Below are 22,428 nucleotides of genomic sequence, written 5' to 3'. Positions count from 1 at the left end.
CAACGCCACTGTCCACCTTTCACCTGCACCGCCGTGATCCGAATGCCCATTTCCCCCGACACCCTGCCCGTGCCTCGCGGCACGCTGATGATCCAGGGCACCACGTCCGACGCGGGCAAGAGCACGCTGGTCGCGGGACTGTGCCGCCTCGCGCGGCGCGCGGGCGCGCGCGTCGCGCCGTTCAAGCCGCAGAACATGGCGCTGAACAGCGCGGTCACCGTCGACGGCGGCGAGATCGGCCGCGCACAGGCATTGCAGGCGCTCGCCGCGGGCATCGACGCGCACACCGATCTGAACCCGGTGCTGCTGAAGCCGACCAGCGATCGCGGCGCGCAGGTGATCATTCACGGCAAGGCGCGCATCAATCTCGACGCGCGCGCGTATCACGACTACAAGCCGGTCGCGTTCGAGGCGGTGCTGGAGTCGTATGCGCGGCTGCGCGCGGCGTACGACACGATTTTCGTCGAAGGCGCGGGCAGTCCGGCCGAGATCAATCTGCGCGAGCGCGACATCGCGAACATGGGTTTCGCGGAGGCGGTCGATTGCCCGGTCGTGCTGGTCGCCGACATCGACCGCGGCGGCGTATTCGCGCATCTGACCGGCACGCTCGCGTGTCTGTCCGACAGCGAGCAGGCGCGGGTGCGCGGTTTCATCATCAACCGCTTTCGCGGCGACATCGGTTTGCTGAAGCCCGGGCTCGACTGGCTGGAAGCGAAGACCGGCAAGCCGGTGCTCGGGGTCGTGCCGTATCTGCACGGCCTGACGCTCGACGCCGAGGACATGCTGCCGCCCGAACTGCGCGCGGCGGCGAGCGGGGGATCGCGCCGGCTGCTGCGCGTGGTCGTGCCGGTGCTGCCGCACATCAGCAACCACACCGACTTCGACGCGTTGCGCGCGCATCCGCAGGTCGATTTTCACTATGTGCGCGCGGGTACGCCGCCGCCGGCCGCCGATCTGATCATCCTGCCGGGCTCGAAGAACGTGCCGGACGACCTCGCGTTTCTGCGCGCGCGGGGCTGGGGCGACGTGCTCGCGCGGCATCTGCGCTATGGCGGCCGGGTGATCGGCATTTGCGGCGGCATGCAGATGCTGGGCCGCGAGATCGCCGATCCGCATGGCGTCGAAGGCGCGCCCGGCACCTTTGCGGGCTTCGGTTGGCTCGACTATGCGACGGTGCTCACGCGCGACAAGACGCTGAAGAACGTGAGCGGGCGCCTCGCGCTGCCCGGCGCACCGGACGTCGCCGGCTACGAGATTCATATGGGCGAGACGCGCGGACCGGCATTGGATACGCCGGCGCTGCGGCTCGACCGTGCTGGTCCGCGCGAGGGCGGCGCGGACTTCGGGCGTCCCGATGGCGCGTTGTCCGCCGACGGCCAGATTCTCGCGACCTATGTGCATGGCCTGTTCGACACGCCCACCGCGTGCGCGGCGCTGCTCGCGTGGGCGGGGTTGAGCGATGCCGAAGCGGTGGACTATCCGGCGTTGCGCGAGGCGTCGCTGGAGCGACTGGCCGACACGCTCGCCGAGCACGTCGATATGCGCGGGCTGTTCGCGGCGCTGGGGTGACGCTTTGCGCCGACCTTTTCGATCGGATCGAAAGCCATTGCTGCGCGGGCGGGTCGCTTAGTACAACACCATCTGCGTGCAACGAAACAGTGCGATGGTCTTACCATCGGGACCAGTGACCGTCGCGTCCCAGACCTGCGTGCTGCGCCCAAGGTGCACACTCTTCGCGACCGCGCGGATCGTGCCCTGCGTCGCGGTGCCGAGGAAGTTGCTCTTCAGCTCGACCGTCGTGAAATTGCGCGAATTTTCGGGCAGATGCGCGATGCACGCGTAGCCGCAGGCGGTGTCGGCGAGGCCGATCACGGTGGCCGCGTGCAGGAAGCCGTTCGGCGCGAGCAGTTCCTCGCGCACGGTCAGTTCGGCGATCAGCGTGCCTTGGTCCACGGTCAGCACGCGCAGGCCCAGCAGGTCCGGCAGCGTGCCCTTCTGGCGCTCCTGCAGGCGTTCGACGGTGTATTCCGGGCGCAGTTTGCTCATGAGATTTCAGGTCCTTGTCGATAAAAACGGCGGTTTGCGGCGGCCGTTTCGCGATGCGGGGGTTTCGGCCGCGCGGGATTTGTCGATATTATCAACGGCTGAACCGGTGGGCGTACCTGGAAGCCGAACTTCGAACGGCAGCGTTCATGGAGCCCGCCGGCGCCGGTTACAGCGGATCGGCGGGTACGGAGCAATAGCGCGGCAAACCGGCTGGCAGCGGTCCAGCCTTCTTTCCGGGAGATTTCATGTCGGTGATCGTGGTGGCGAATCCGAAGGGCGGCGTGGGCAAGAGCACGCTATCGACCAATCTGGCCGGCTATTTCGCCGCGGAGGGCGAATGGGTCGCGCTGGCCGACCTCGACAAGCAGCACTCCGCGCATGCGTGGCTCGAATTGCGGCCCTCCACGCTGCCGACCATCGAAACCTGGGAGGTCAATCCCGACACGCCGGCCAAGCCGCCGAAAGGCCTCGAGCACGCGGTCGTCGACACGCCGGCCGGCCTGCATGGCAATCGCATGAACATTGCGCTCGATCTCGCCGACAAGGTGATCGTGCCGCTCCAGCCGTCGATGTTCGATATTCTCGCGACCCAGGAATTTCTCGAGCGGCTCGCGAAGGAAAAGGCGGTCAGGAAGGGCGCGATCGAGATCGGCGTGGTCGGCATGCGCGTCGATGCACGCACGCGCTCGGCCGAGCAGCTGCATCGCTTCGTCGAGGGATTGAAGCTGCCGGTGCTCGGCTTTCTGCGCGACACGCAGAACTACGTGCAGCTCGCGGCGCACGGCCTGACGCTGTGGGATGTCGCGAAAAGTCGCGTGGAGAAGGATCTCGAGCAGTGGCAGCCGATCGTCGAGTGGACGAACGGCATGGGAAAGAAGGGCTGAGGCGGGGGGGCTGCCCGCCATCAGTGAAGCATCGAGCTGAGGCCTCGCTCAGCTCCAGGCCTGCGTGGGCACGTGGTCGCGGCTGCCCTTGATCTTGTTGTTTTCATCGACGAACACGAGGTCCGGCTTCCAGCCCGCCTTCAGCTCCGCCTCGTCGACCACCGCGAACGCCGCGATGATGACCAGATCGCCGAGCTGCGCGCGACGCGCGGCCGAGCCGTTCAGCGAAATCATGCCGCTGCCGCGCTCACCCTTGATTGCGTAGGTCGAGAAGCGCTCGCCGTTGTTGATGTTCCAGATGTCGATGCGCTCGTTTTCGACGATGTTCGCCGCTTCCAGCAGGTCTTCGTCGATCGCGCACGAGCCCTCGTAGTGGAGCTCGCAGTGCGTGACCGCGACGCGGTGAATCTTCGACTTCAGCATATTGCGTTGCATGATCAATCCAATCCTGTGTGACCGCGCAGTGTAACTGTGTTTGCGCGGGCGGGTGCGGCGTCAGATTTCGAGGTTGTCGATGAGCCGGGTCGCGCCGAGCTTCGCGGCGGCCAGCACGACGAGCGGTGCGTTGGCGTCCTGCGCGCCGGGCGCGATCAGGTTCGAGCGCTTGCGGATCGCGATGTAATCGGGATTCCAGCCGCGCGCCGCGAGCGTCGCTTTGGCCGACTCCTCGAGCTTCGCGAAGTCGCGCTCGCCCGCGAGCACCGCGTCGCGCACCCGATTGAGTTCGGCGGCCAGCATCGGCGCCTCGGCGCGCTCGGCGGCCGAAAGGTAGCGGTTGCGCGAGCTGAGCGCGAGGCCGTCGGTGTCGCGCACGGTTTCGGCGGCGACGATGTCGGTCGGCAGCGCGAATTGGTGGCACATCTGGCGCACGATCATCAGCTGCTGATAATCCTTCTTGCCGAACACCGCGACGCGCGGCTGTACGCACGACATCAGCTTCATCACCACGGTACAGACGCCGTGGAAGAAGCCGGGGCGGAATTCACCCTCGAGGATGTCGCCGAGATCGTGCGGCGGATGGACGCGATACTCCTGCGGCTCCGGATACATGTCCTTTTCGGTCGGCGCGAACAGCACGTAGACGCCTTCCTTCTGCAGCTTTTCGATGTCGGCTTCGAGCGTGCGCGGATATTTGTCGAAATCCTCGTTCGGGCCGAATTGCAGGCGATTGACGAAAATGCTCGCCACGACCGGATCGCCGTGCTGGCGCGCGAGGCGCATCAGCGACAGATGGCCCTCGTGGAGGTTGCCCATCGTCGGCACAAAGGCCGTGCGATTCTGGCCGCGCAACTGGTCGCGCAATTCATGGATCGAGCTGATGACTTTCATGATCGGACAGGGATAGGCTCGCGCGGCGCGCGATCCGGTTGGCGCGACACCTGGCGGAATAGCGCGGGTCATCGCCTCGCCGGCAAATGACGGGTTCGGAGCGCGGATTGTAGTGGATTTGGGCAGCGTGCGCACCGAATCGCGGCGGCTGCTCGGAGCAACGCGCCGCGCGCTTGTCGCGCGGTTCCCGCTGAGGCCCGCCAGGCTTCGCTGCGAGGGTTCCTAACGATTTTCCCGCGGTTGCGGCCCCGATCCGACCGTTGAGCGGCTGTCTTTCCGCACTCAGGCCGGCAGATACGCCAGTCGCACGTAAATCGGCGCGAACGGCTCCGCCTGAGTGATTTCGACGAGTGATTCACGGCACAGCTCGAGCACGGCGATGAAGTTCACGACGACCACCGGCACACCGCGGCTCGTGTCGAACAGATCGGAAAACTCGATGAAGCGCGCGTTCTGCAACTGCCGCAGGATCAGGCTCATGTGCTCGCGCACCGACAGTTCCTCGCGCGAAATCTTGTGATGCTGGACCAGCTTCGCACGCTTGATCACGTCGGCCCACGCGGCGCGCAGGTCGTCGCTGTTCACGTCTGGAAAACGCGGCGTGACGCTCTGCTCGATATAGACCTCGGCGCGCAGGAAATCGCGCCCGAGCTGCGGCAATTGGTCGATGCGTTGCGCGGCGAGCTTGATCTGCTCGTATTCGAGCAGGCGGCGCACGAGTTCGGCGCGTGGGTCTTCGGCTTCCTCGCCGGTGTCGGCCTTCTTGACCGGCAGCAGCATGCGCGACTTGATCTCGATCAGCATCGCGGCCATCAGCAGGTACTCGGACGCGAGTTCGAGATTGGTCTTGCGCAGTTGCTCGACGTAGCCGAGATATTGCTCGGTGACATCCGCCATCGGGATGTCGAGCACGTTGAAGTTCTGCTTGCGGATCAGGTACAGCAGCAGGTCGAGCGGCCCCTCGAAGGTCTCGAGGAACACCTCGAGCGCGTCCGGCGGGATGTACAGGTCGTTCGGCAGCTTGAACAGCGGCTCGCCGTACAGACGCGCGAAAGCGACGCCGTCGACCGTGTCGGGCGTCGAATCGGTAGCGGGCGTGGCAAGCGCGGTGTCGGACGGTGCCGGCGCTGGGCCGCGAACCGGGCCGTGTATCGGGCCGTGAACTGGGCCGTGAAGCGGGCCGTGAAGCGGACCATGCACCTCGTCAGCGTGACTCATCGTCGGCGTGACTGGAGCGCTTAGAAGTTCTGGTAGTACGAGTATGGCGTCTGCTGCACGCGCGAAGCTTTCTGCTCGGCGCGCTCTTCCAGATCGATCGGCTGTTTGTCCCACAGCAGTGCGCGGCCTTTGCGTTGCTCGGCCTCCAGATTGGGCTTCTGTTGCTTGAGCTGGTTCAGGAACTGGGTGATGTCCGATTGATACATGGCTCGACGTCCGTGGTGGGTAAGGTGGCGGCTCTCGGTCTGGCCGCTGCGCGGTGCCGCGAGGAGGGCGCCGTCGTCCGCGATTTTACCGCATGCGCCGCGCGCGGTCGAAAATCGCCGCAAGCCGTCTATTTTCGAGATGAAGCGCGGGGCGCCGCCAAGGGCACGACAGGGGCCGATTAGGGTCGCATTGTGGTCAAATAGCATGCCTCGATCGCGCAGCGCGGCCGGGGCGCGAGAATTCACTCATTGAGGCCGGAGGTCCTGTTTGGCGGGAGGTACGATCGACAAGCCGCGTGTGTGGCGCGGCGCAACCGGTCAGACGCGAGGGCGCGCGCGTGAGCGCGAGTCGCTCGCGCGGTGCTGGCTGCGCGTGTCGCTCGCCTTCGGCCTCCTGATGATGCTGCTCGCCGGGGGCGAGGCCTGCGCGGCGAGCAAGGCGCCGAGCTACAAGGTCGAGGTGGTCGCCGAGCCGCGCGCGCTGCGCCGGCTCCTCGAACAGAACCTCGATATCTCGCGTTTCGCGAAGCGCCCCGACGTCACCGACGACCAGTTCTCGTTCCTGATCACCGCGACGCCGCAGCAGGTGCGCGATCTCGCCGCGACGCAGGGCTATTTCTCCCCGCTCGTCAGCACCGACGTGCGCACAGTCGACAACATGCGCCAGGTCACTGTGCGCGTCGAGCCGGGTCCACAGACCAAAGTCACGTCGGTCGATCTGTCGTTTCGCGGCGCGGTGCTGACCGAAGACCCGTCGCGCGAAAACGCAACGCGCTTCGCGTTCTCGCTGCACGAGGGCCAACCGTTCTCGCAGGGCGACTGGGACGACGCGAAGAACGCGTCGCTGCGCGAGCTGCAATCGCGCCGCTACCTCGCCGCGAAGATCTACCACTCCGAGGCGCTGATCGATCCGCGCACGCACACCGCGAAGCTGTCGGTGATCTACGACAGCGGGCCGACTTTCACGATGGGCCAGCTCGACGTGCAGGGCACCAGGCGCTATCCGGAACGCATCGTCCATAACGTCAATCCGATCTCGCCGGGCGACATCTACGACACGCGCACCGTCGCCGAGCTGCAGCGGCAACTGCAGAACACCCCGTACTTCGCGAGCGTGGCGATCGACCTCGACAACGACCCCAGCAAGCCGCTCGACACGCCGGTGCACGTGAAGGTGTCGGAGTTTCCGTATCACAGCTTCCGCGGCGGCGTAGGCTATTCGACCGACAACGGTCCGCTCGTGCAGGGCGGCTACACGTATCTGAACACGTTCGGCGCGGCGTGGCCGTTCACCGTCGAGGGCCGCGCCGACCAGACGCAGCAGTACGGCCAGGTCCAGCTATCGATGCCGCCGGGCCTGCACGGCTGGACCAATAGCGTGCTCGCGTCGTACACGACCACCGACGTCTCCGACACGCGCATCTACAGCATCCGCGGCGGCGTGCAGCGCTCGCGCACGTCGCAGTTTCTCGACTACAGCTATTCGCTGCTGTTCTACGACGATAAGCTCGACCAGAACGCCGCGCCGCCGACTCGCGCGCACGCGCTGGTGCCGGGGTGGTCGTGGACGCGGCGCGACACCGATGACCCGCTGTTCCCGCGCCGTGGCAACCTGATCCACGTCGAGGCGGGCTTCGCGGTCAAGGGAGTGCTCGCCGACCAGTCGTTCATCCGCGGCTACGCGCGCGGCCAGCAGTATTTCCCGATTGGCGACAACGACATCGTGCTGATCCGCGCCGAACTCGGCGGCGTCTTCACGAGCGGCAGCTCGAGCGGCATTCCGGCGTCGCTGCTGTTCCGCGCGGGCGGTTCGAACTCGGTGCGCGGCTACGGCTTCCAGAGCATCGGTAACAACGTTGCCGGCTCGGTCCTGCCCACCAAATACCTGGTGACGAGCGCGGCCGAATACCAGCACTGGTTCTCGCGCAACTGGGGCGGGGCCGTGTTCTTCGACATCGGCACCGCCACCGACACCTGGGGCGAGAAAATTTTCTATCCGGGCGCCGGCGTCGGCGCGCGCTGGCGCAGCCCGGTCGGCCCGGTCAATCTCGATGTCGCTTACGGAATCCGCGACAACCGGGTGCGGCCGTATATCACGCTCGGCATCGCGTTCTGACGTTTGACGACATCCCGCCACCTTATTTGCCATCGTATTCACGCATGACCACCGACGTCACCGACCCGCCCAACGCGCAGCCGCCCGGCGCCACGCCGCCAGGACCGCCGGACGGGCAGCTGCCGCCCGACACGCCGCCGCCGAAGCGGCGCTGGGGCCGGCTGCTGCTGAAGACGATCGCGGGCACGGTGATCATGCTGGTGCTGCTCGCCGTACTCGCGGTCGGCCTGTTGTACGGCGCGCTGACGACCGAACGCGGTACCGCGTATGCGTGGCACGCGGCCGTGAAGCTGCTGGGCGGCCGGCTCGCCGGCACGCTCGACGGCGGCACGCTCGCGCAGGGCGTGCAACTGCGCGACGTGCGCTGGCGCAGCCTCGACGGCAACGGCACCGACATCCAGATCGACCGCGTCGCGGGCAGTTGGGCGCTCGCGCGCGAGCCGTGGCGGTTCACCATCGATTACCTGCACGTCGGCACGATCGAGGCGCGCGTGGGACCGTCGTCGCCGAGCAGCAACGAGCCGATGAAACTGCCGCAAGATCTGCAATTGCCGATGCAGCTGGAGATCCGCGACGTGCGGGTCGAGCGGCTGCTGCTGCACCAGGGCGCGTCGACGACGGAGCTGTCGAGCTTCGCGTTTCATGGACGCAGCGACGGGCGTCATCACGAGGCCGCGATCGACCGGCTCGAGACGCCGTTCGGGGCGCTGACGGCAGCGGCGAAACTCGATGGCGTGCAACCGTTCCCGCTCAGCGGCGAAGTCGGTTATTCGGGCAAGGTCCGCGATGAAGCGGTGCAGGTCGCAGGTCACCTGAGCGGCACGCTCGAGCAACTGGTCGCCGAGCTCGATGCGAGCGGCATCAAGCTCGCCGGCCACGCGCGGGTCGAAGCGGCGCCGTTTGCCGCGGTGCCGTTGCAGCGCGCGACGCTGAGCTTCGATCATGTGAATCCGCAGGCCTTCGCGCCCGGTGCGCCGTTGGCCGATCTGGCGGTGCGCGCGGAGTTGCAGCCGGTGGAGTCCGGCGCGGCCAGCACAGCCAACGCAGCGAGCGCGGCCAGCGCGGCCGAACCGTCGGCCGCCAGCCATCCGCACCACGTGTTCGGCGGCCATCACGCGCCGGTCGAACCGGCGGCGGGTTTCGCCGTCGCCGGCCATATCTCGATCGTCAACGCGAAACCCGGCGCAATCGACCAGAAACTGCTGCCGCTGATCGACGCGAACGCCGACGTGCGGCTCGACGCCCACACGCAGAGCATCGCCAACCTGAACGTGCGGCTCGTGCGCAACGCGACGCTCACCGGCGGCGGCACGCTGAGCGGCCGGCACGGCCAGCTCGATCTGAACGTCGCGCGGCTAGACCTGAACGCGCTGCAGGCGACCGTGCGGCCGACGCAACTGTCCGGCCCGATCGGCATCCGCCTGAACGACGACATCCAGAGTCTGACGCTCGATCTCGCCGACCCCGCCGCCGCGCTGCGCGCGCAGGGCAAGATCACCTTCGACCCCGCACGCATCAGCTTCAACGACGTGCGCGTCACGTCGGGCCGCGGCCGCATCGATCTATCGGGCGCGCTGAAGCACGATGCGAACTCGACCTACAACCTGAAGGCGCAACTGACCGATTTCGATCCGCTGTCGCTGACCTCGCAGATGCCGGCGCGCACGCCCGTCACGAGTTCCGGCGCGCCCGCCGCGAGCGGCGCGCGGAGCGAGCGGCAAGCGCAGGCCGCGGCGCTCGCGGGCAGCACCGCTGGCGCGAAGAGCGCGGCGCCCGGCGACCAGGCCGCGGCCATCGCGAAGAACACCGCGCAGGCCGCGGTGCAGACCGAAGTGCTCGAGCGCAGGACACCTGCGCCCGCGCCCGCGCATCGCGCAGCCGGGCGCGCGGCCCCGCGCCCGGCCACACCCGCGCGCAGGATCGAGGCGCGCGTAACGGCCACGATCACCGCGGCCGGTGTGCTCGCGCCGGTCTTCACGACGCGCGCCGAATTCACGCTCGGCCCGAGCGTCTACAACGATCTGCCGCTGACGGGCGGCGGCATGATCCAGTTGGCCGGCTCGCGAATCCTGCCGAGCCGCGCGAATCTTTCCGTAGCGGGCAATCAGGTCAATCTGCAAGGCAGCTTCGGCGCGGCCGGCGACCGGCTGCGCTTCGCCATCGACGCGCCGCAGCTCGATCGGCTCGGCTTCGGCCTCGCGGGTGCGGTCGCCGCTGACGGCGACGTGACCGGCTCGTTCGCGCATCCGAACGTGACGCTGAATTACAAGGCCGACAGCGTCGTATTCGCGAGCAACCGCGTCGGCCACGCACAAGGCCATGCCGAGTTGCGCGACGGCGCGAACGGCGCGCTCGCGTTCACGACCGACGCGCGCAATGTGAGCGCGCGCGGCGTGGACCTCGCCGCGCTGACCGCCCGCCTGTCCGGCACGCGCGCGAATCACACGCTCGAAGCCGCCGCGACCGGCAAGCTGCAGGACCGTCCGCTTGACCTGACGCTCGCCGCCAACGGCAAGCTGACCGACACGCGCGACGGCTCGCGCTGGGACGGCACCGTCACGCGTCTGCAGAATCGCGGTACGCCGGCGCTCAATCTCGAATCACCGCTCGCGGTCAGTGCCGGGCCGGGCCACCTGACGCTCGGCGCGACGCGCCTGACGATTGAAGGCTCGGTGCTGGCCCTGAAGTCGTTCGCGTTCGATCACGGCCGCATCCAGTCGACTGGCAGCCTGACCGATGTGTCGCTCGCGCACTTGCAGGAGCTGCGTCGCCAGATCACCGGCGAGCCGCCCGCCGTGCGCACCGACCTCGTGTTCGACGGCGACTGGGACTTCTCGCTCGGCGCGACGGCCAGCGGCCACATCGAGCTGCGCCGGCGCAGCGGCGACGTGACGGTCGAAATCGGCCGCGGGCTCGCGTCGATGGGCATTGGCGCGATTCGCGCGCGCGCCGAATTCACTGGCGGCGACCGGCTCAACGCGACGGTGCATGCGCAGGCGAGCCGCATCGGCGTGATCGATGCCGACGCGCACACGCCGCTTGTGCTGCGCGACGGCATGTTGACCGTCGATCCGCAGAGCGCGCTGTCGGGCAACGTCAACGCGAACGTGCCGTCGCTGCGCACGACGGGCGGCCTGCTCGGCCCGAGCTACCTGCTCGACGGCCGTCTCGCGCTGCAACTCGCGCTCGGCGGCACGGTCGCGAAGCCGAACGTGACCGGCTCGCTGACCGGCGACGGTCTGTCCGCGACGGTGGTGAGCCAGGGCGTGCAACTGAAGGACGGCGTCGTGCGCATCGCGCTGTCGCAGAACACGGTGGACTTCCAGCAGGTCGAGTTCCACGGCGCGAGCGGCACGCTGCGCGCGACCGGCCGCGTGCGCCTCGACAGCGCGGAGCCCGACATGACCGCGAGCATCGTCGCGGACAAGCTCGATGTGTTCGCGTCGCCGGACCGCCATCTGTCGCTGTCGGGCAGCGCGAACATCTCGAACGGCGGCGTGGAGCGCGGCCCTGTGATCGACGGCAAGTTCGTGGTCGACCGCGCGCTGTTCGATTTGCCCGAGCAGGCCGCGCCGAGCCTCGGCGACGACGTCGTGATCATCCGCCCGGACGGCACGCGCTCGGGCGGCCGGCCGCGTCCGACCGAAGGCGGCCAGCAACCGGCGAGCCCGTTCGCGCCACGCGCGAACATCGAGATCGGCCTCGGCAACGACTTCCGCTTCCGCGGCAAGGGCGCCGATCTCGGCCTCGCCGGTACGATCACCGCGACGAGCGCGCCGAATACGCCGCTGCGCGCGGTCGGCAACGTGCGCGTCACGCCGGGTTCGACCTACACCGCATTCGGCCGCAAGCTCACGATCGAGAACGGCTTCTTCACGTTCAACGGTCCGGTCACGAATCCGGGCATCAATATCCTCGCGATGCGCCGCAACCAGCAGGTCGAGGCCGGCGTGCAGGTTACCGGCACGCTGCAGGCGCCGGTCGCGCGGCTCGTGTCGGAACCGAGCGTGCCGGACAACGAAAAGCTGTCGTGGCTGCTGTTCGGCCACGGCACCGACCAGGGCAACAACCTCGGCCAGCAGAGCACGATGACGACCGCGCTCGCGCTGCTCGGCAGTGCGACGGGCGCGCGGATCGCGCAGACCGTCGGGCTCGACGAGTTTTCGATCGGCCGCAGCGATGTCGGTCTGACCGATCCGCAAGTCGTGATGGTGTCGAAGGCGATCAACGAGTGGCTCGTGATCGGCTACGAGCAGGGGCTGCAGTCGGCCAGCAATGCGATCAAGGCGACGATCAATCTGACGCGGTACTGGTCGCTGGTCGTCTACGGCGGCACGTTCTATGGCGCCGACGTACTCTACACGCGGCGCTTCGATCGGATCGCGTGGTGATGAGGCCAGCCTAAAAAAAACGGCACGCCTGGAAGCGTGCCGTTCTCGTCAAATCTGCGTGCTGCGAGGTGGGTCGGGGCGCCCGAAAGCGCCGCGCGTTACTTCACGCGCATGCCGGGCTTCGCGCCGCTATGCGGCTCGAGCACGTAGAGGCCCGGTTCGGCCTTCTCGTCCGCGGCCGAGGCCGCCAGCACCATGCCTTCGGACATGCCGAACTTCATCTTGCGCGGCGCGAGGTTCGCGACCATTACGGTCAGCTTGCCGATCAGCTGCTCCGGCTGATACGCGGACTTGATGCCCGAGAACACGTTGCGGGTATTCTCTTCGCCGACGTCGAGCGTCAGTTGCAGCAGCTTGTCCGAGCCTTCCACCGCCTTGCAGTCGACGATCTTCGCGATGCGCAGATCGACTTTCGCGAAGTCGTCGATCGAGATGATGCCGGACTCTTCTTCCTTCGCGGCGGCGGCGGCCTTGGCGTGGGCCTTCGCCTTCGCCTTCGCGTCGGCCGCCGCCGCTTCCGGCGTGGCCTGCAGCGACTCGCGATTGGCCGCGAGCAGCGCCTCGATCTGCTTCGGATCGACGCGCGTCATCAGATGCTTGTACGCGTTGATCGGGCGCGCCGAGCTGAGCGGCACGGTGGCGTCGGCCCACACGAGCGGCTCGATGCCGAGGAACGCCTCGACCGCTTCGGCCAGCTTCGGCAGCACCGGCTTCAGCGCGAGCGACAGCAGGCGGAACGCCTCGATGCTGACGCTGCAGGTCTCGTGCAGCGCGACCGCGTTGGCCGGGTCTTTCGCCTGATCCCACGGCTTCGCGGTATCGACGTACGCGTTGACCGCGTCGGCGAGCTCCATGGTTTGACGCAGCGCGCGGCTGTACTCGCGTGCCTCGTAGTGCGCGGCGATCTGCGGCAGCGCCGCGCGCAGCGTGCCGAGCAGCGGATGGTGCATCGCGCTGTCCTGCACGCGGCCGTCGAAACGCTTGATCAGGAAGCCGGCCGCGCGGCTCGCGATGTTCACGTACTTGCCGACCAGATCGCTGTTCACGCGCGCCTGGAAGTCGTCCAGATTCAGGTCGAGGTCTTCCATCGTGCTGTTCAGCTTGGCCGCGAAATAGTAGCGCAGCCATTCCGGATTCAGGCCGGTGTCGATCACGCTTTGCGCGGTGATGAAGGTGCCGCGCGACTTGGACATCTTCGCGCCGTCGACGGTCAGAAAGCCGTGCGCGAACACGTTGGTCGGCGTGCGATGGCCCGAGAATTCGAGCATCGCGGGCCAGAACAGCGTGTGGAAATACAGGATGTCCTTGCCGATGAAGTGGTACTGCTCGGCCGTCGAGCCCTGGCGGACCCACGCGTCGAAATCGAGGCCGCGCTTTTCGGCGAGGTTCTTGAAGCTCGCGTAGTAACCGACCGGTGCGTCCAGCCACACGTAGAAATATTTGCCGGGTGCGCCCGGAATCTCGAAGCCGAAGTACGGCGCGTCGCGCGAGATGTCCCAGTCGGCGAGCTTGGCTTCGCCGGCCTCGCCGAGCCATTCACGCATCTTGTTGGTGGCTTCCGGCTGCGCAAGGCCGCCGACCCATGCGCGCAGGAAGTTCTCGCAGCGCGGATCGGACAGGCGGAAGAAGTAGTGCGTCGAGGTCTTGCGGATCGGCGTCGCGCCCGAGACGACCGAGTACGGATTGACGAGCTCGGTGGGCTGGTAGGTCGAGCCGCAGACTTCGCAGCTGTCGCCGTATTGGTCTTTGGCGCCGCATTTCGGGCACTCGCCCTTGATGAACCGGTCCGGCAGGAACATTTCCTTGACCGGGTCGTACGCCTGTTCGATCTCGCGAGCGTCGATCAGCCCCGCTTCCTTCAGCGCGAGGTAGACGTTTTCGCTGAGCACGCGGTTTTCGTCGGAATCGGTCGAGTAATAGTTGTCGAACGAAATGCCGAAGCTGTCGAAGTCGCGCTTGTGCTCCAGCCACACGCGATCGATCAGCTGTTTCGGCGTCAGTCCTTCTTTTTCCGCGCGCAGCATGACCGGCGTGCCGTGCGTGTCGTCGGCGCCGACGTAGTAGACCTCGTGGCCGTGCATTCGCAGCGCCCGGACCCAGATGTCCGTCTGGATATATTCGACCAGATGGCCGATATGAATCTGCCCGTTCGCATACGGAAGGGCCGACGTGACGAGAATCTGACGGCGGCCGGACGGCGCGCCTGCGGGGAGGTCGGTGGCGGGTGCTGACATAAGGATCGGGGTGCCTGCGGTGGGACGAAACGATGATTTTAGCAGGGCGCACGCCGCACGCGGGCTGGGACGCGGCGGGCTGGACGAGCGGAGCGGAAGGGGATCGGCGCCGTGGTGAGGGACAACCGGGGCGACGCCCGCGAGCGAAATGCAAAACCGCGCGGGCAAAAAAAACCGGGGTCGATAAACCCCGGAGCAACAACGACAAGAGGAGAATGGTGACGTGATGGCTTCGCCAGTCACGTACCGTAAAGAGAGACCGCGGATTTTCCGTAGAGTTCGAAATTTTTTTCGATTTGCCGGCAAACCGGTCGGGCGGCTCGTTCCGCCGGCCAGCCGGGCTCGTGTGGCCGCAACACCCGGCCGGCCCGGCGGCGCTTTCTCCTTTTGACTTGCCCTTATTGCGTTGCGTGCTGGGCGGTGGCCCGCAGGTAGATCTCGACGCGACGGTTCGCCGCACGACCGGCTTCGGTGTTGTTGTCGGCGATCGGCTGGTTCGGGCCCATGCCGGTGGCCGACAGGCGCTGCGGCGCGATACCGCGTTGCGTCAGATAGCCGGTCACGCTCTGCGCGCGGTTGACCGACAGCGTCTGGTTGTATTGCAGCGAGCCGGTGTTGTCCGTATGGCCAACGACCGATGCGACGACTTCCGGATTCTGCTGCAGCGTCTGCGCGAGCTGGTCGAGCACCGGCGCGAACGTCGGCTTGATCGCGTAGCTGCTGGTGTCGAACGTGACCGAACTCGGGATGTTCAGCTTCAGCGAGCCGTCCGGCTGCTCGGTGATCTGCGTGCCGGTGCCCTTGGTCGCGCCCGACATGCGGTTGCGGATGTTGTCCCAGTTGTAGCCGGTGATGCCGCCCACCGCCGCGCCGGTGGCCGCGCCGATCGCCGCGCCCTTGCCGCCGCCGAAGATTGCGCCGAGCGCGGCGCCGGCACCGGCGCCGACGCCGGTGCCGACTGCTGTGTTGGTGCCCTGTTGGGTCGCGCAGCCGGCAATCAGTGAGCCGGCCACGGCGAATACGGCCACGCGAGTCATGATTCTTGCATTCATTTTGGTTTCCTTTCGAGTGCGAATAAACCAGCGGGTAGCGGTCAGTCTATGCAGTGAACATTACGGCAATGCAGCGACCACTCAGAAGGGTTCGGGAACGATTTCTGCGCCTTGCTTCGCGCGGTCCTACACCGAAGCAGGGTCTTCGGGCACCGTCTGCCGTCCGACACTACAATAATGCCTGAAACACGCAGCGGTGCGACCCTACGGCGTCCCGCGTGCCCCGAAGGGTGCCCGGCACGTAAGATTTTCGCAATGCCGCATAACAATTTCTTGCAAATTCCGCCGCGTGCGCGATTCGTCCATCTCGCCACGCCGCACCTCTTCCCCACGGAGTATCAATGAGTATCGATCGGGCTTTGGTCGACGCCGCTGTCGCGGCCGTCACTGACCCCAACACGGGCGCGCCGTACGCGGCCGCGAAGAGCATCCGCAGCGTGGTTGTGGAGGGCGACGCGGTCAGCCTTCAGGTGACGCTCGGCTATCCGGCGAAAAGCCAGTTCGACACGATCCGCCAGCAGTTCGCCGACGCGCTGCGCGCGGTGCCCGGCGTCGCGAACGTGCGCGTCGAGGTTTCGCAGCAGATCGCTGCGCACACGGTGCAGCGCGGCGTGAAGCTGCTGCCCGGTGTGAAGAACATCGTCGCGGTTGCGTCGGGCAAGGGCGGCGTCGGCAAGAGCACGACCGCCGTCAATCTCGCGCTCGCGCTGGCGAGCGAGGGCGCGTCGGTCGGCATTCTCGACGCCGACATCTACGGCCCGTCGCTGCCCACCATGCTCGGCATCGAGGGCCGCCCCGAATCGCCCGACGACAAATCGATGAACCCGATGACGGGCCACGGCGTGCAGGCCAACTCGATAGGCTTCCTGATCGAGGCGGACAACCCGATGGTATGGCGCGGCCCGATGGCGACCTCGGCGCTCGAACAGCTGCTGCGCCAGACCAACTGGCACGAACTCGACTACCTGATCGTCGACATGCCGCCCGGCACCGGCGACATCCAGCTGACGCTCGCGCAGCGCGTGCCGGTCACGGGCGCCGTAATCGTCACGACGCCGCAGGACATCGCGCTGCTCGACGCGAAGAAAGGCCTCAAGATGTTCGAAAAGGTCGGCATTCCGATCCTCGGCATCGTCGAGAACATGGGTCTGCACATCTGCTCGAACTGCGGCCACGAGGAGCACATCTTCGGCGCCGGTGGCGCCGAGCGCATGAGCAAGGAGTATGGCGTCGACGTGCTCGGCAGCCTGCCGCTCGACATCACGATCCGCGAGCAGGCCGACTCGGGCCATCCGACGGTCGCCGCGGACCCGAACGGGCGCATCGCGGAGATCTATCGCTCGATCGCGCGCAAGGTCGCGGTGCATATCGCCGAACGCGCGCGCGACATGAGCTCGAAGTTTCCGAACATCGTCGTGCAGAACACCTGAGCGGCCGTTCGGGCAAGGGATTAGGGGCGATCTCGATCCCTATTTTCACGAGCTCTCGCGGTATCATGTCGACTTCACGAGTTCGGCTCGGCGGCCGCAGGGGCGGCCGCCAGGCCGACAAGAGGATCGCATGGGAAAACGAATCGACGGGCACGCGGTACATGCGTTCATCGTTCTGACTGCCGGCTGTGTGCTGTTGAGCGGCTGTGGCGTCTTCCTGAGACCACAGGAAAAGCGCGCCGACGCGCAATTGCTGCCCACCGTGGGCAATCAGGCCCACGGCCTCGTGACCTTTATCGAGCGCTCGGACGGCGTCCAGGTCACCTACAATCTCACCGGCTTGCCGCCCAATAGCGACCACGCGCTGCAGGTGCACGAGCGCGGCGACTGCAACGCCGCCGACGGCTCCAGCGCCGGTCCGGTATTTTCACCGGCGGCCGAACGGCTCAAGGCTGGCGCGCGCGTCGAGGGCGACCTCGGCAACATCCACGCGGACGCGAACGGCGTGGCCACCGGCTTCATCGTCGCGCCGGACGTGTCGCTCGACGGCATCCGCTCGGTGCTGCAGCGCGCGGTTTTGCTGCACCGCGACGCGACCGATCCCTACGCGTACCCTCAGCATGGCGCTGGCACGGCCATCGCCTGCGGCGTGATTCGCCAGCAGTGAACGGCGAGCGCGCTTTCGCCGCCAGGCCACCGCTCGGTGGCGCACATGACGCCATCGGCGGCAGCGATTCCGTGATCGCGTAAAATAAGCGGCCTTCGCCGGCTGAGCGCCGCAGCGCCGCCGGCGGTTTTCATCTATCTTTTCGTCACACCTGACACTCACGTCGAGCAGCGTTCACCTATGACCATCAAATCTGACAAGTGGATCCGGCGCATGGCCGAGTCGCACAAGATGATCGAGCCGTTTGCGCCCGATCAGGTTCGCGTCTCCAAAGACGGCCGGAAGATTGTCAGCTACGGCACCTCGAGCTACGGCTACGACATTCGCTGCGCCGACGAATTCAAGATCTTCACCAACATCAACTCGACGATCGTCGATCCGAAGAACTTCGACGAGAAATCTTTCGTCGATTTCAAGGGCGACGTCTGCATCATCCCGCCGAACTCGTTCGCGCTCGCGCGCACGGTCGAGTACTTCCGCATTCCGCGCAGCGTGCTGACCGTGTGCCTCGGCAAATCGACGTATGCGCGCTGCGGGATCATCGTCAACGTGACGCCGTTCGAGCCGGAATGGGAAGGGCACGTCACGCTCGAGTTCTCGAATACGACACCTTTGCCTGCGAAAATCTACGCGAACGAAGGCGTCGCCCAGGTGCTGTTTTTCGAAAGCGACGAGATTTGTGAAACGTCGTACGCGGATCGCGGCGGCAAGTATCAAGGTCAGCACGGCGTCACGTTGCCGAAGACCTGACGTCGGCAGCGTCTGAACCCACCAGTTATTCGGGTGACCGCTGCGCTTTCTACGTAACGCAGCGGTCGTTTTCTTTTTGGAGAATCGCCCATGAAGTTCCGTTTCCCCGTCGTCATCATCGACGAAGATTTCCGCTCCGAGAACATCTCGGGTTCCGGCATCCGGGCTTTGGCCGAAGCCATCGAGAAAGAAGGCGCGGAAGTGCTCGGGTTGACGAGCTACGGCGATCTGACCTCGTTCGCGCAGCAGTCGAGCCGCGCGTCGTGCTTCATCCTCTCGATCGACGACGACGAACTGCTGCCGTACGTCGACAACGTGGTCGTCGAAGGCGAGACACCCGAACTCGCGGCCGCGATCGTCGCGCTGCGCGCGTTCGTGACCGAAGTGCGCCGTCGCAATGCCGATATCCCGATCTTCCTGTACGGCGAGACGCGCACCTCGCGCCATCTGCCGAACGACATCCTGCGCGAACTGCACGGCTTCATCCACATGTTCGAGGACACGCCGGAGTTCGTCGCACGCCATATCATCCGCGAGGCGAAGGTGTACCTGGATTCGCTCGCGCCGCCGTTCTTCAAGGAACTGGTGCAGTACGCGGAAGAGGGTTCGTACTCGTGGCACTGCCCGGGCCACTCGGGCGGCGTCGCGTTCCTGAAGAGCCCGCTCGGCCAGATGTTCCACCAGTTCTTCGGCGAGAACATGCTGCGCGCCGACGTCTGCAACGCGGTCGACGAACTCGGCCAGCTGCTCGACCACACCGGTCCGGTCGCGGCCTCGGAGCGCAACGCCGCGCGCATCTTCAGCGCCGACCACGTGTTCTTCGTGACCAACGGCACGTCGACGTCGAACAAGATCGTCTGGCACGGCACGGTTGCGCCGGGCGACATCGTGCTGGTCGACCGCAACTGCCACAAGTCGATCCTGCACGCGATCACGATGACCGGCGCGATTCCAGTGTTCCTGACGCCGACCCGCAACAACTTCGGCATCATCGGCCCGATCCCGCGCAGTGAGTTCGAACCGGAGAACATCCGCAAGAAGATCGAGGCGAATCCGTTCGCGCGCGAAGCGCTCGCGAAGAACCCGAACCTGAAGCCGCGCATCCTGACGATCACGCAAAGCACGTACGACGGCGTGGTCTACAACGTCGAGATGATCAAGGAGATGTTGGGCGAATGGCTCGACACGCTGCACTTCGACGAAGCGTGGCTGCCGCACGCTGAATTCCACGAGTTCTATCAGGACATGCACGCGATCGGCGCGGGCCGTCCGCGCATCGGCGCGATGGTGTACGCGACGCACTCCACGCACAAGCTGCTCGCCGGCATCTCGCAGGCGTCGCAGATCGTCGTGCAGGATTCGAAGAACAGCCGCTTCGACAAGCATCGCTTCAACGAGGCGTATCTGATGCATACGTCGACGAGTCCGCAGTACGCGATCATCGCTTCGTGCGACGTGGCCGCGGCGATGATGGAAGCGCCGGGCGGCACCGCGCTCGTGGAGGAATCGATCGCCGAAGCGCTCGACTTCCGCCGCGCGATGACCAAGGTCGACACCGAATACGGCGACGACTGGTTCTTCAAGGTGTGGGGCCCGGACCAGTTCGCCGAGGAAGGCATCGGCTCGCGCGAAGACTGGATGCTGCGTCCGGACGACGCGTGGCACGGCTTCGGCCCGCTCGCCGAAGGCTTCAATATGCTCGACCCGATCAAGGCGACGATCGTCACGCCCGGTCTCAACATGGACGGCGGCTTCGACGACACCGGCATTCCGGCGGCGATCGTCACGAAGTACCTGGCCGAGCACGGCATCATTGTCGAGAAGACGGGCCTGTACTCGTTCTTCATCATGTTCACGATCGGCATCACGAAGGGCCGCTGGAACTCGATGGTGACCGAGCTGCAGCAGTTCAAGGACGACTACGACACCAACCAGCCGCTGTGGCGCGTGCTGCCCGAGTTCGTCGCGCATCATCCGATGTACGAGCGTGTCGGCCTGCGCGATCTGTGCCAGCAGATCCACAGCGTGTATCGCGCGAACGACATCGCCCGTCTGACGACCGAGATGTACCTGTCGAGCATGGAGCCGGCGATGAAGCCGTCCGACGCATTCGCGAAGCTCGCGCACCGCGAGATCGACCGGGTACCGATCGACGAACTCGAAGGCCGCGTCACGTCGATCCTGTTGACGCCGTATCCGCCGGGCATTCCGCTGCTGATTCCGGGCGAGCGCTTCAACAAGACCATCGTCAACTATCTGCGTTTCGCGCGCGAGTTCAACGAGCGCTTCCCAGGCTTCCATACGGATATCCACGGGCTCGTCGGCGAAATGGTCAACGGGCGCATCGAATATTTCGTCGATTGCGTGCGCTTCTGACGATGGCGTGGGTGAAGTTGCTGACGGGCCTGCCCGCTATCGGGCCTTGGCGGCGCGCGGCCGGCGTGCTGAGCTTCGCGCTCACGGCCGGTACCCTGGTGCTCGTCGCCATCGCTAGTCCGGCGGCGCATGCGGAGGTGGCCGCCGCCGATCCGATCGATGCGGCGATGCGCACGTGTCTCGCGCGCGCCGACATGTCGACGACGATCGGGCAGGTGCAGTGCATGGACAATGCGCGCATCGGCTGGATGGCCGCGGTCGATAGCGCGTACCAGCAGTTGCTCGCGAAGGTGCCGCCCGCGCGGCGCAGGCTATGGGAAAAGAGCCAGTCGAGCTGGCTCGCGTCGCGCGATGCCGAGAAGCAGCTGCTCGCCGCGGTGTTCGCAACGACCCAGGGCTCGATGTACGTGCTTTCCGAAGCCGACATGCAACTGCAGCCGGTTCGCGACCGCGCGCTCGTGCTGCGCAGCGCGCTCGCCGATGCGAGCGGTCCGGCGCCGCGCCGGCCGCGCGCGTGCAACGCCGATGCGCGTTGCGAACACGCGATGTTCGATCTGAACCGCTACTACCGTGTGCTCGAAGCGAAGATGCCGGCGAAGTCGCGGCCGACGCTGGTGCACGCGCAACGCGCGTGGAATGCGTATCTGACGGCATCGACGCCGCTCGTCGACGAGCGCGGACGTATCGACATCATCGGCGCGCGCGTCGCGACGATCAAACGGCTCTCCGAAACGGCCGGCAACCACTGACGGCCGCCGAGCGGCGCGACCCGCCGCAGATTCAATCCCATCGAACCCCATCTGCGCGCGGCTGAGGCGGCGCAAGCGCCGGCTCGCCGCGCAGATCGCGCATCGCATCCTCGATGATCGCGGACATCGTGTTGAGCGCGAGGTCGTTGTCGTCGGTGCCGAACGGTTCTTCGAGCTGCGACGCGATCGCTTCGTGCGCCATGAACGTGTACGCGACGAACACCGCGAACACCGGCGTGAAAATGCCGATGCTGTTGACGAGCCCGAACGGCAGCGACGCGCAGAAGAAGTACACGGTGCGGTGGATCATCACCGAATATGCGAACGGCAACGGCGTCGAAGCGATGCGCTCGCAGCCGCCGATCACGTCCGATAGTCCGTTCAGATTGCGGTCGAACGCGAGCGCCGTGATCGGATCGAGAGTGCCCGCGCGCGCCGCGCGCTGCACCCATTCGCCGAGGCACAGCATCAACGTGGCCGGCTTGTAGCGTGATCCCATCACTCGTTCGAGCAGTGCGCCGGGCAGCCGCGCGGCAAGGTCGTCGCGCGGTTCGGTCTTGCGCAACTGGTGACGCAGCGCATGCGGGAGCGCGCTAAGAATCGCCAGGAACGCGGCGGCTTCTTCTTTGGGCAACTCGGGCGACGGCAACGTCAGCGCCTGGCGCGTCAGCGAGCGCGACTCGTTGAGCAATTGCCCCACAGCTTGCGCGCTTCCCACCAGCGGTCGTAGCTCGCGTTGTTGCGAAAGGCGAGAAACACCGCGAGCGCAATGCCGACCAGCGAGAACGGCGCGATCGAATTCAGGTTCAGGCTGACGGGCAGCAGATGATCGTGCGCGGCGAGCGCAATGATCGAGATGACAAAGATCAGAAAAAGCCGCGGCAGCAACTGCGGCAGCACCGAGCCGCGCCACGCGAGCAGCATGCGGAACCAGTGGAGATGCGGGCGAATGATCATGGACGCGCGGTTCGTCTGAAGCG

The 22,428-nt window shown here is 66.3% G+C and carries 16 protein-coding genes and 1 pseudogene; 9 read left to right on the top strand and 8 right to left on the bottom strand.

All coding sequences use genetic code 11. The annotated features are described in order from the left end of the window. Positions 1–42: 42 nt before the first annotated feature. The gene (locus G5S42_RS25655) at positions 43–1,569 is read left to right on the top strand and encodes a cobyric acid synthase (RefSeq protein ID WP_176109305.1); all 1,527 of its coding nucleotides are present in this window, start codon (positions 43–45) and stop codon (positions 1,567–1,569) included. Between the two features lie 57 nt (positions 1,570–1,626). Here G5S42_RS25655 and G5S42_RS25650 read toward each other — a convergent pair whose 3' ends face one another. Further along, on the bottom strand, positions 1,627–2,046 hold the full coding sequence (locus tag G5S42_RS25650; RefSeq protein ID WP_013088711.1) for a PaaI family thioesterase: 420 nt from the start codon (positions 2,044–2,046) through the stop codon (positions 1,627–1,629). 245 nt (positions 2,047–2,291) lie between these two features. On the opposite strand from G5S42_RS25650, the gene G5S42_RS25645 reads away from it, so the two are divergent. Beyond that, positions 2,292–2,930 carry a ParA family protein gene (locus G5S42_RS25645; protein WP_176109304.1) on the top strand — a complete coding sequence of 213 codons (639 nt, stop codon included), beginning with the start codon at positions 2,292–2,294 and terminating at the stop codon, positions 2,928–2,930. 48 nt (positions 2,931–2,978) lie between these two features. Here the strand turns inward: G5S42_RS25645 and panD are convergent, their stop codons facing one another. The 4 genes from panD to G5S42_RS25625 all read right to left on the bottom strand — a co-directional run bounded on the left by panD (position 2,979) and on the right by G5S42_RS25625 (position 5,683). Beyond that, a complete protein-coding gene (gene panD, locus G5S42_RS25640; RefSeq protein ID WP_018431692.1) occupies positions 2,979–3,365 on the bottom strand; it encodes an aspartate 1-decarboxylase in 387 nt (128 codons plus the stop codon). A gap of 60 nt (positions 3,366–3,425) precedes the next feature. Next, on the bottom strand, positions 3,426–4,259 hold the full coding sequence (gene panC, locus G5S42_RS25635; protein WP_013088714.1) for a pantoate--beta-alanine ligase: 834 nt from the start codon (positions 4,257–4,259) through the stop codon (positions 3,426–3,428). 282 nt (positions 4,260–4,541) lie between these two features. Then, positions 4,542–5,477 carry a segregation and condensation protein A gene (locus tag G5S42_RS25630; RefSeq protein ID WP_217709950.1) on the bottom strand — a complete coding sequence of 312 codons (936 nt, stop codon included), beginning with the start codon at positions 5,475–5,477 and terminating at the stop codon, positions 4,542–4,544. Between the two features lie 20 nt (positions 5,478–5,497). Then, a complete protein-coding gene (locus tag G5S42_RS25625; protein WP_013088716.1) occupies positions 5,498–5,683 on the bottom strand; it encodes a DUF3460 family protein in 186 nt (61 codons plus the stop codon). Between the two features lie 268 nt (positions 5,684–5,951). Between G5S42_RS25625 and G5S42_RS25620 the strand changes: the two genes are divergently transcribed. Together G5S42_RS25620 and G5S42_RS25615 are read left to right on the top strand one after the other, a co-directional pair. After that, positions 5,952–7,799, top strand: coding sequence for an autotransporter assembly complex protein TamA (locus G5S42_RS25620; RefSeq protein ID WP_176109303.1), 1,848 nt, complete (start codon positions 5,952–5,954; stop codon positions 7,797–7,799). Between the two features lie 44 nt (positions 7,800–7,843). Continuing rightward, positions 7,844–12,190 (top strand): translocation/assembly module TamB domain-containing protein, encoded by a 4,347-nt coding sequence (locus G5S42_RS25615; RefSeq protein ID WP_176109302.1) that lies wholly within the window; start codon positions 7,844–7,846, stop codon positions 12,188–12,190. A gap of 98 nt (positions 12,191–12,288) precedes the next feature. Here G5S42_RS25615 and metG read toward each other — a convergent pair whose 3' ends face one another. Together metG and G5S42_RS25605 are read right to left on the bottom strand one after the other, a co-directional pair. Then, positions 12,289–14,424, bottom strand: a complete 2,136-nt coding sequence (metG, locus tag G5S42_RS25610) for a methionine--tRNA ligase (protein ID WP_176109301.1) — start codon at positions 14,422–14,424, stop codon at positions 12,289–12,291. Positions 14,425–14,822: 398 nt separating this feature from the next. Beyond that, positions 14,823–15,476, bottom strand: coding sequence for a YiaD family glycine zipper/OmpA-like lipoprotein (locus tag G5S42_RS25605; RefSeq protein WP_176109300.1), 654 nt, complete (start codon positions 15,474–15,476; stop codon positions 14,823–14,825). Between the two features lie 341 nt (positions 15,477–15,817). On the opposite strand from G5S42_RS25605, the gene apbC reads away from it, so the two are divergent. The 5 genes from apbC to G5S42_RS25580 all read left to right on the top strand — a co-directional run bounded on the left by apbC (position 15,818) and on the right by G5S42_RS25580 (position 21,448). Continuing rightward, positions 15,818–16,906, top strand: a complete 1,089-nt coding sequence (apbC, locus tag G5S42_RS25600; protein ID WP_176109299.1) for an iron-sulfur cluster carrier protein ApbC — start codon at positions 15,818–15,820, stop codon at positions 16,904–16,906. A gap of 130 nt (positions 16,907–17,036) precedes the next feature. Continuing rightward, positions 17,037–17,573, top strand: a complete 537-nt coding sequence (locus G5S42_RS25595) for a superoxide dismutase family protein (RefSeq protein WP_176109298.1) — start codon at positions 17,037–17,039, stop codon at positions 17,571–17,573. 180 nt (positions 17,574–17,753) lie between these two features. After that, entirely contained in the window at positions 17,754–18,323 is a 570-nt protein-coding gene (gene dcd, locus G5S42_RS25590; protein WP_176109297.1) for a dCTP deaminase, read from the top strand. Between the two features lie 90 nt (positions 18,324–18,413). Continuing rightward, positions 18,414–20,699 carry an arginine/lysine/ornithine decarboxylase gene (locus tag G5S42_RS25585; protein WP_176109296.1) on the top strand — a complete coding sequence of 762 codons (2,286 nt, stop codon included), beginning with the start codon at positions 18,414–18,416 and terminating at the stop codon, positions 20,697–20,699. A gap of 2 nt (positions 20,700–20,701) precedes the next feature. Further along, complete coding sequence (locus G5S42_RS25580) at positions 20,702–21,448, top strand: lysozyme inhibitor LprI family protein (RefSeq protein WP_176110635.1); 747 nt, start codon at positions 20,702–20,704, stop codon at positions 21,446–21,448. Positions 21,449–21,479: 31 nt separating this feature from the next. Here the strand turns inward: G5S42_RS25580 and G5S42_RS25575 are convergent. After that, positions 21,480–22,405: pseudogene (locus G5S42_RS25575) on the bottom strand (bestrophin family protein). Between the last annotated feature and the right edge of the window lie 23 nt (positions 22,406–22,428).

Origin of the sequence: Paraburkholderia youngii (assembly GCF_013366925.1) — a bacterium.
GTDB classification, from domain to species: domain Bacteria; phylum Pseudomonadota; class Gammaproteobacteria; order Burkholderiales; family Burkholderiaceae; genus Paraburkholderia; species Paraburkholderia youngii.
Note: the sequence above shows the minus strand (reverse complement) of the source record. Positions and strands in the feature narration are given on the sequence as shown.

What these genes read in the sequence shown, in the direction of transcription:
- G5S42_RS25655 (WP_176109305.1), top strand. Translation starts at nt 43, where the DNA reads ATGCCCATTTCCCCCGACACCCTGCCCGTGCCTCGCGGCACGCTGATG.
- G5S42_RS25650 (WP_013088711.1), bottom strand. Translation starts at nt 2,046, where the DNA reads ATGAGCAAACTGCGCCCGGAATACACCGTCGAACGCCTGCAGGAGCGC.
- G5S42_RS25645 (WP_176109304.1), top strand. Translation starts at nt 2,292, where the DNA reads ATGTCGGTGATCGTGGTGGCGAATCCGAAGGGCGGCGTGGGCAAGAGC.
- panD (WP_018431692.1), bottom strand. Translation starts at nt 3,365, where the DNA reads ATGCAACGCAATATGCTGAAGTCGAAGATTCACCGCGTCGCGGTCACG.
- panC (WP_013088714.1), bottom strand. Translation starts at nt 4,259, where the DNA reads ATGAAAGTCATCAGCTCGATCCATGAATTGCGCGACCAGTTGCGCGGC.
- G5S42_RS25630 (WP_217709950.1), bottom strand. Translation starts at nt 5,477, where the DNA reads ATGAGTCACGCTGACGAGGTGCATGGTCCGCTTCACGGCCCGCTTCAC.
- G5S42_RS25625 (WP_013088716.1), bottom strand. Translation starts at nt 5,683, where the DNA reads ATGTATCAATCGGACATCACCCAGTTCCTGAACCAGCTCAAGCAACAG.
- G5S42_RS25615 (WP_176109302.1), top strand. Translation starts at nt 7,844, where the DNA reads ATGACCACCGACGTCACCGACCCGCCCAACGCGCAGCCGCCCGGCGCC.
- metG (WP_176109301.1), bottom strand. Translation starts at nt 14,424, where the DNA reads ATGTCAGCACCCGCCACCGACCTCCCCGCAGGCGCGCCGTCCGGCCGC.
- G5S42_RS25605 (WP_176109300.1), bottom strand. Translation starts at nt 15,476, where the DNA reads ATGAATGCAAGAATCATGACTCGCGTGGCCGTATTCGCCGTGGCCGGC.
- apbC (WP_176109299.1), top strand. Translation starts at nt 15,818, where the DNA reads ATGAGTATCGATCGGGCTTTGGTCGACGCCGCTGTCGCGGCCGTCACT.
- G5S42_RS25595 (WP_176109298.1), top strand. Translation starts at nt 17,037, where the DNA reads ATGGGAAAACGAATCGACGGGCACGCGGTACATGCGTTCATCGTTCTG.
- dcd (WP_176109297.1), top strand. Translation starts at nt 17,754, where the DNA reads ATGACCATCAAATCTGACAAGTGGATCCGGCGCATGGCCGAGTCGCAC.
- G5S42_RS25585 (WP_176109296.1), top strand. Translation starts at nt 18,414, where the DNA reads ATGAAGTTCCGTTTCCCCGTCGTCATCATCGACGAAGATTTCCGCTCC.
- G5S42_RS25580 (WP_176110635.1), top strand. Translation starts at nt 20,702, where the DNA reads ATGGCGTGGGTGAAGTTGCTGACGGGCCTGCCCGCTATCGGGCCTTGG.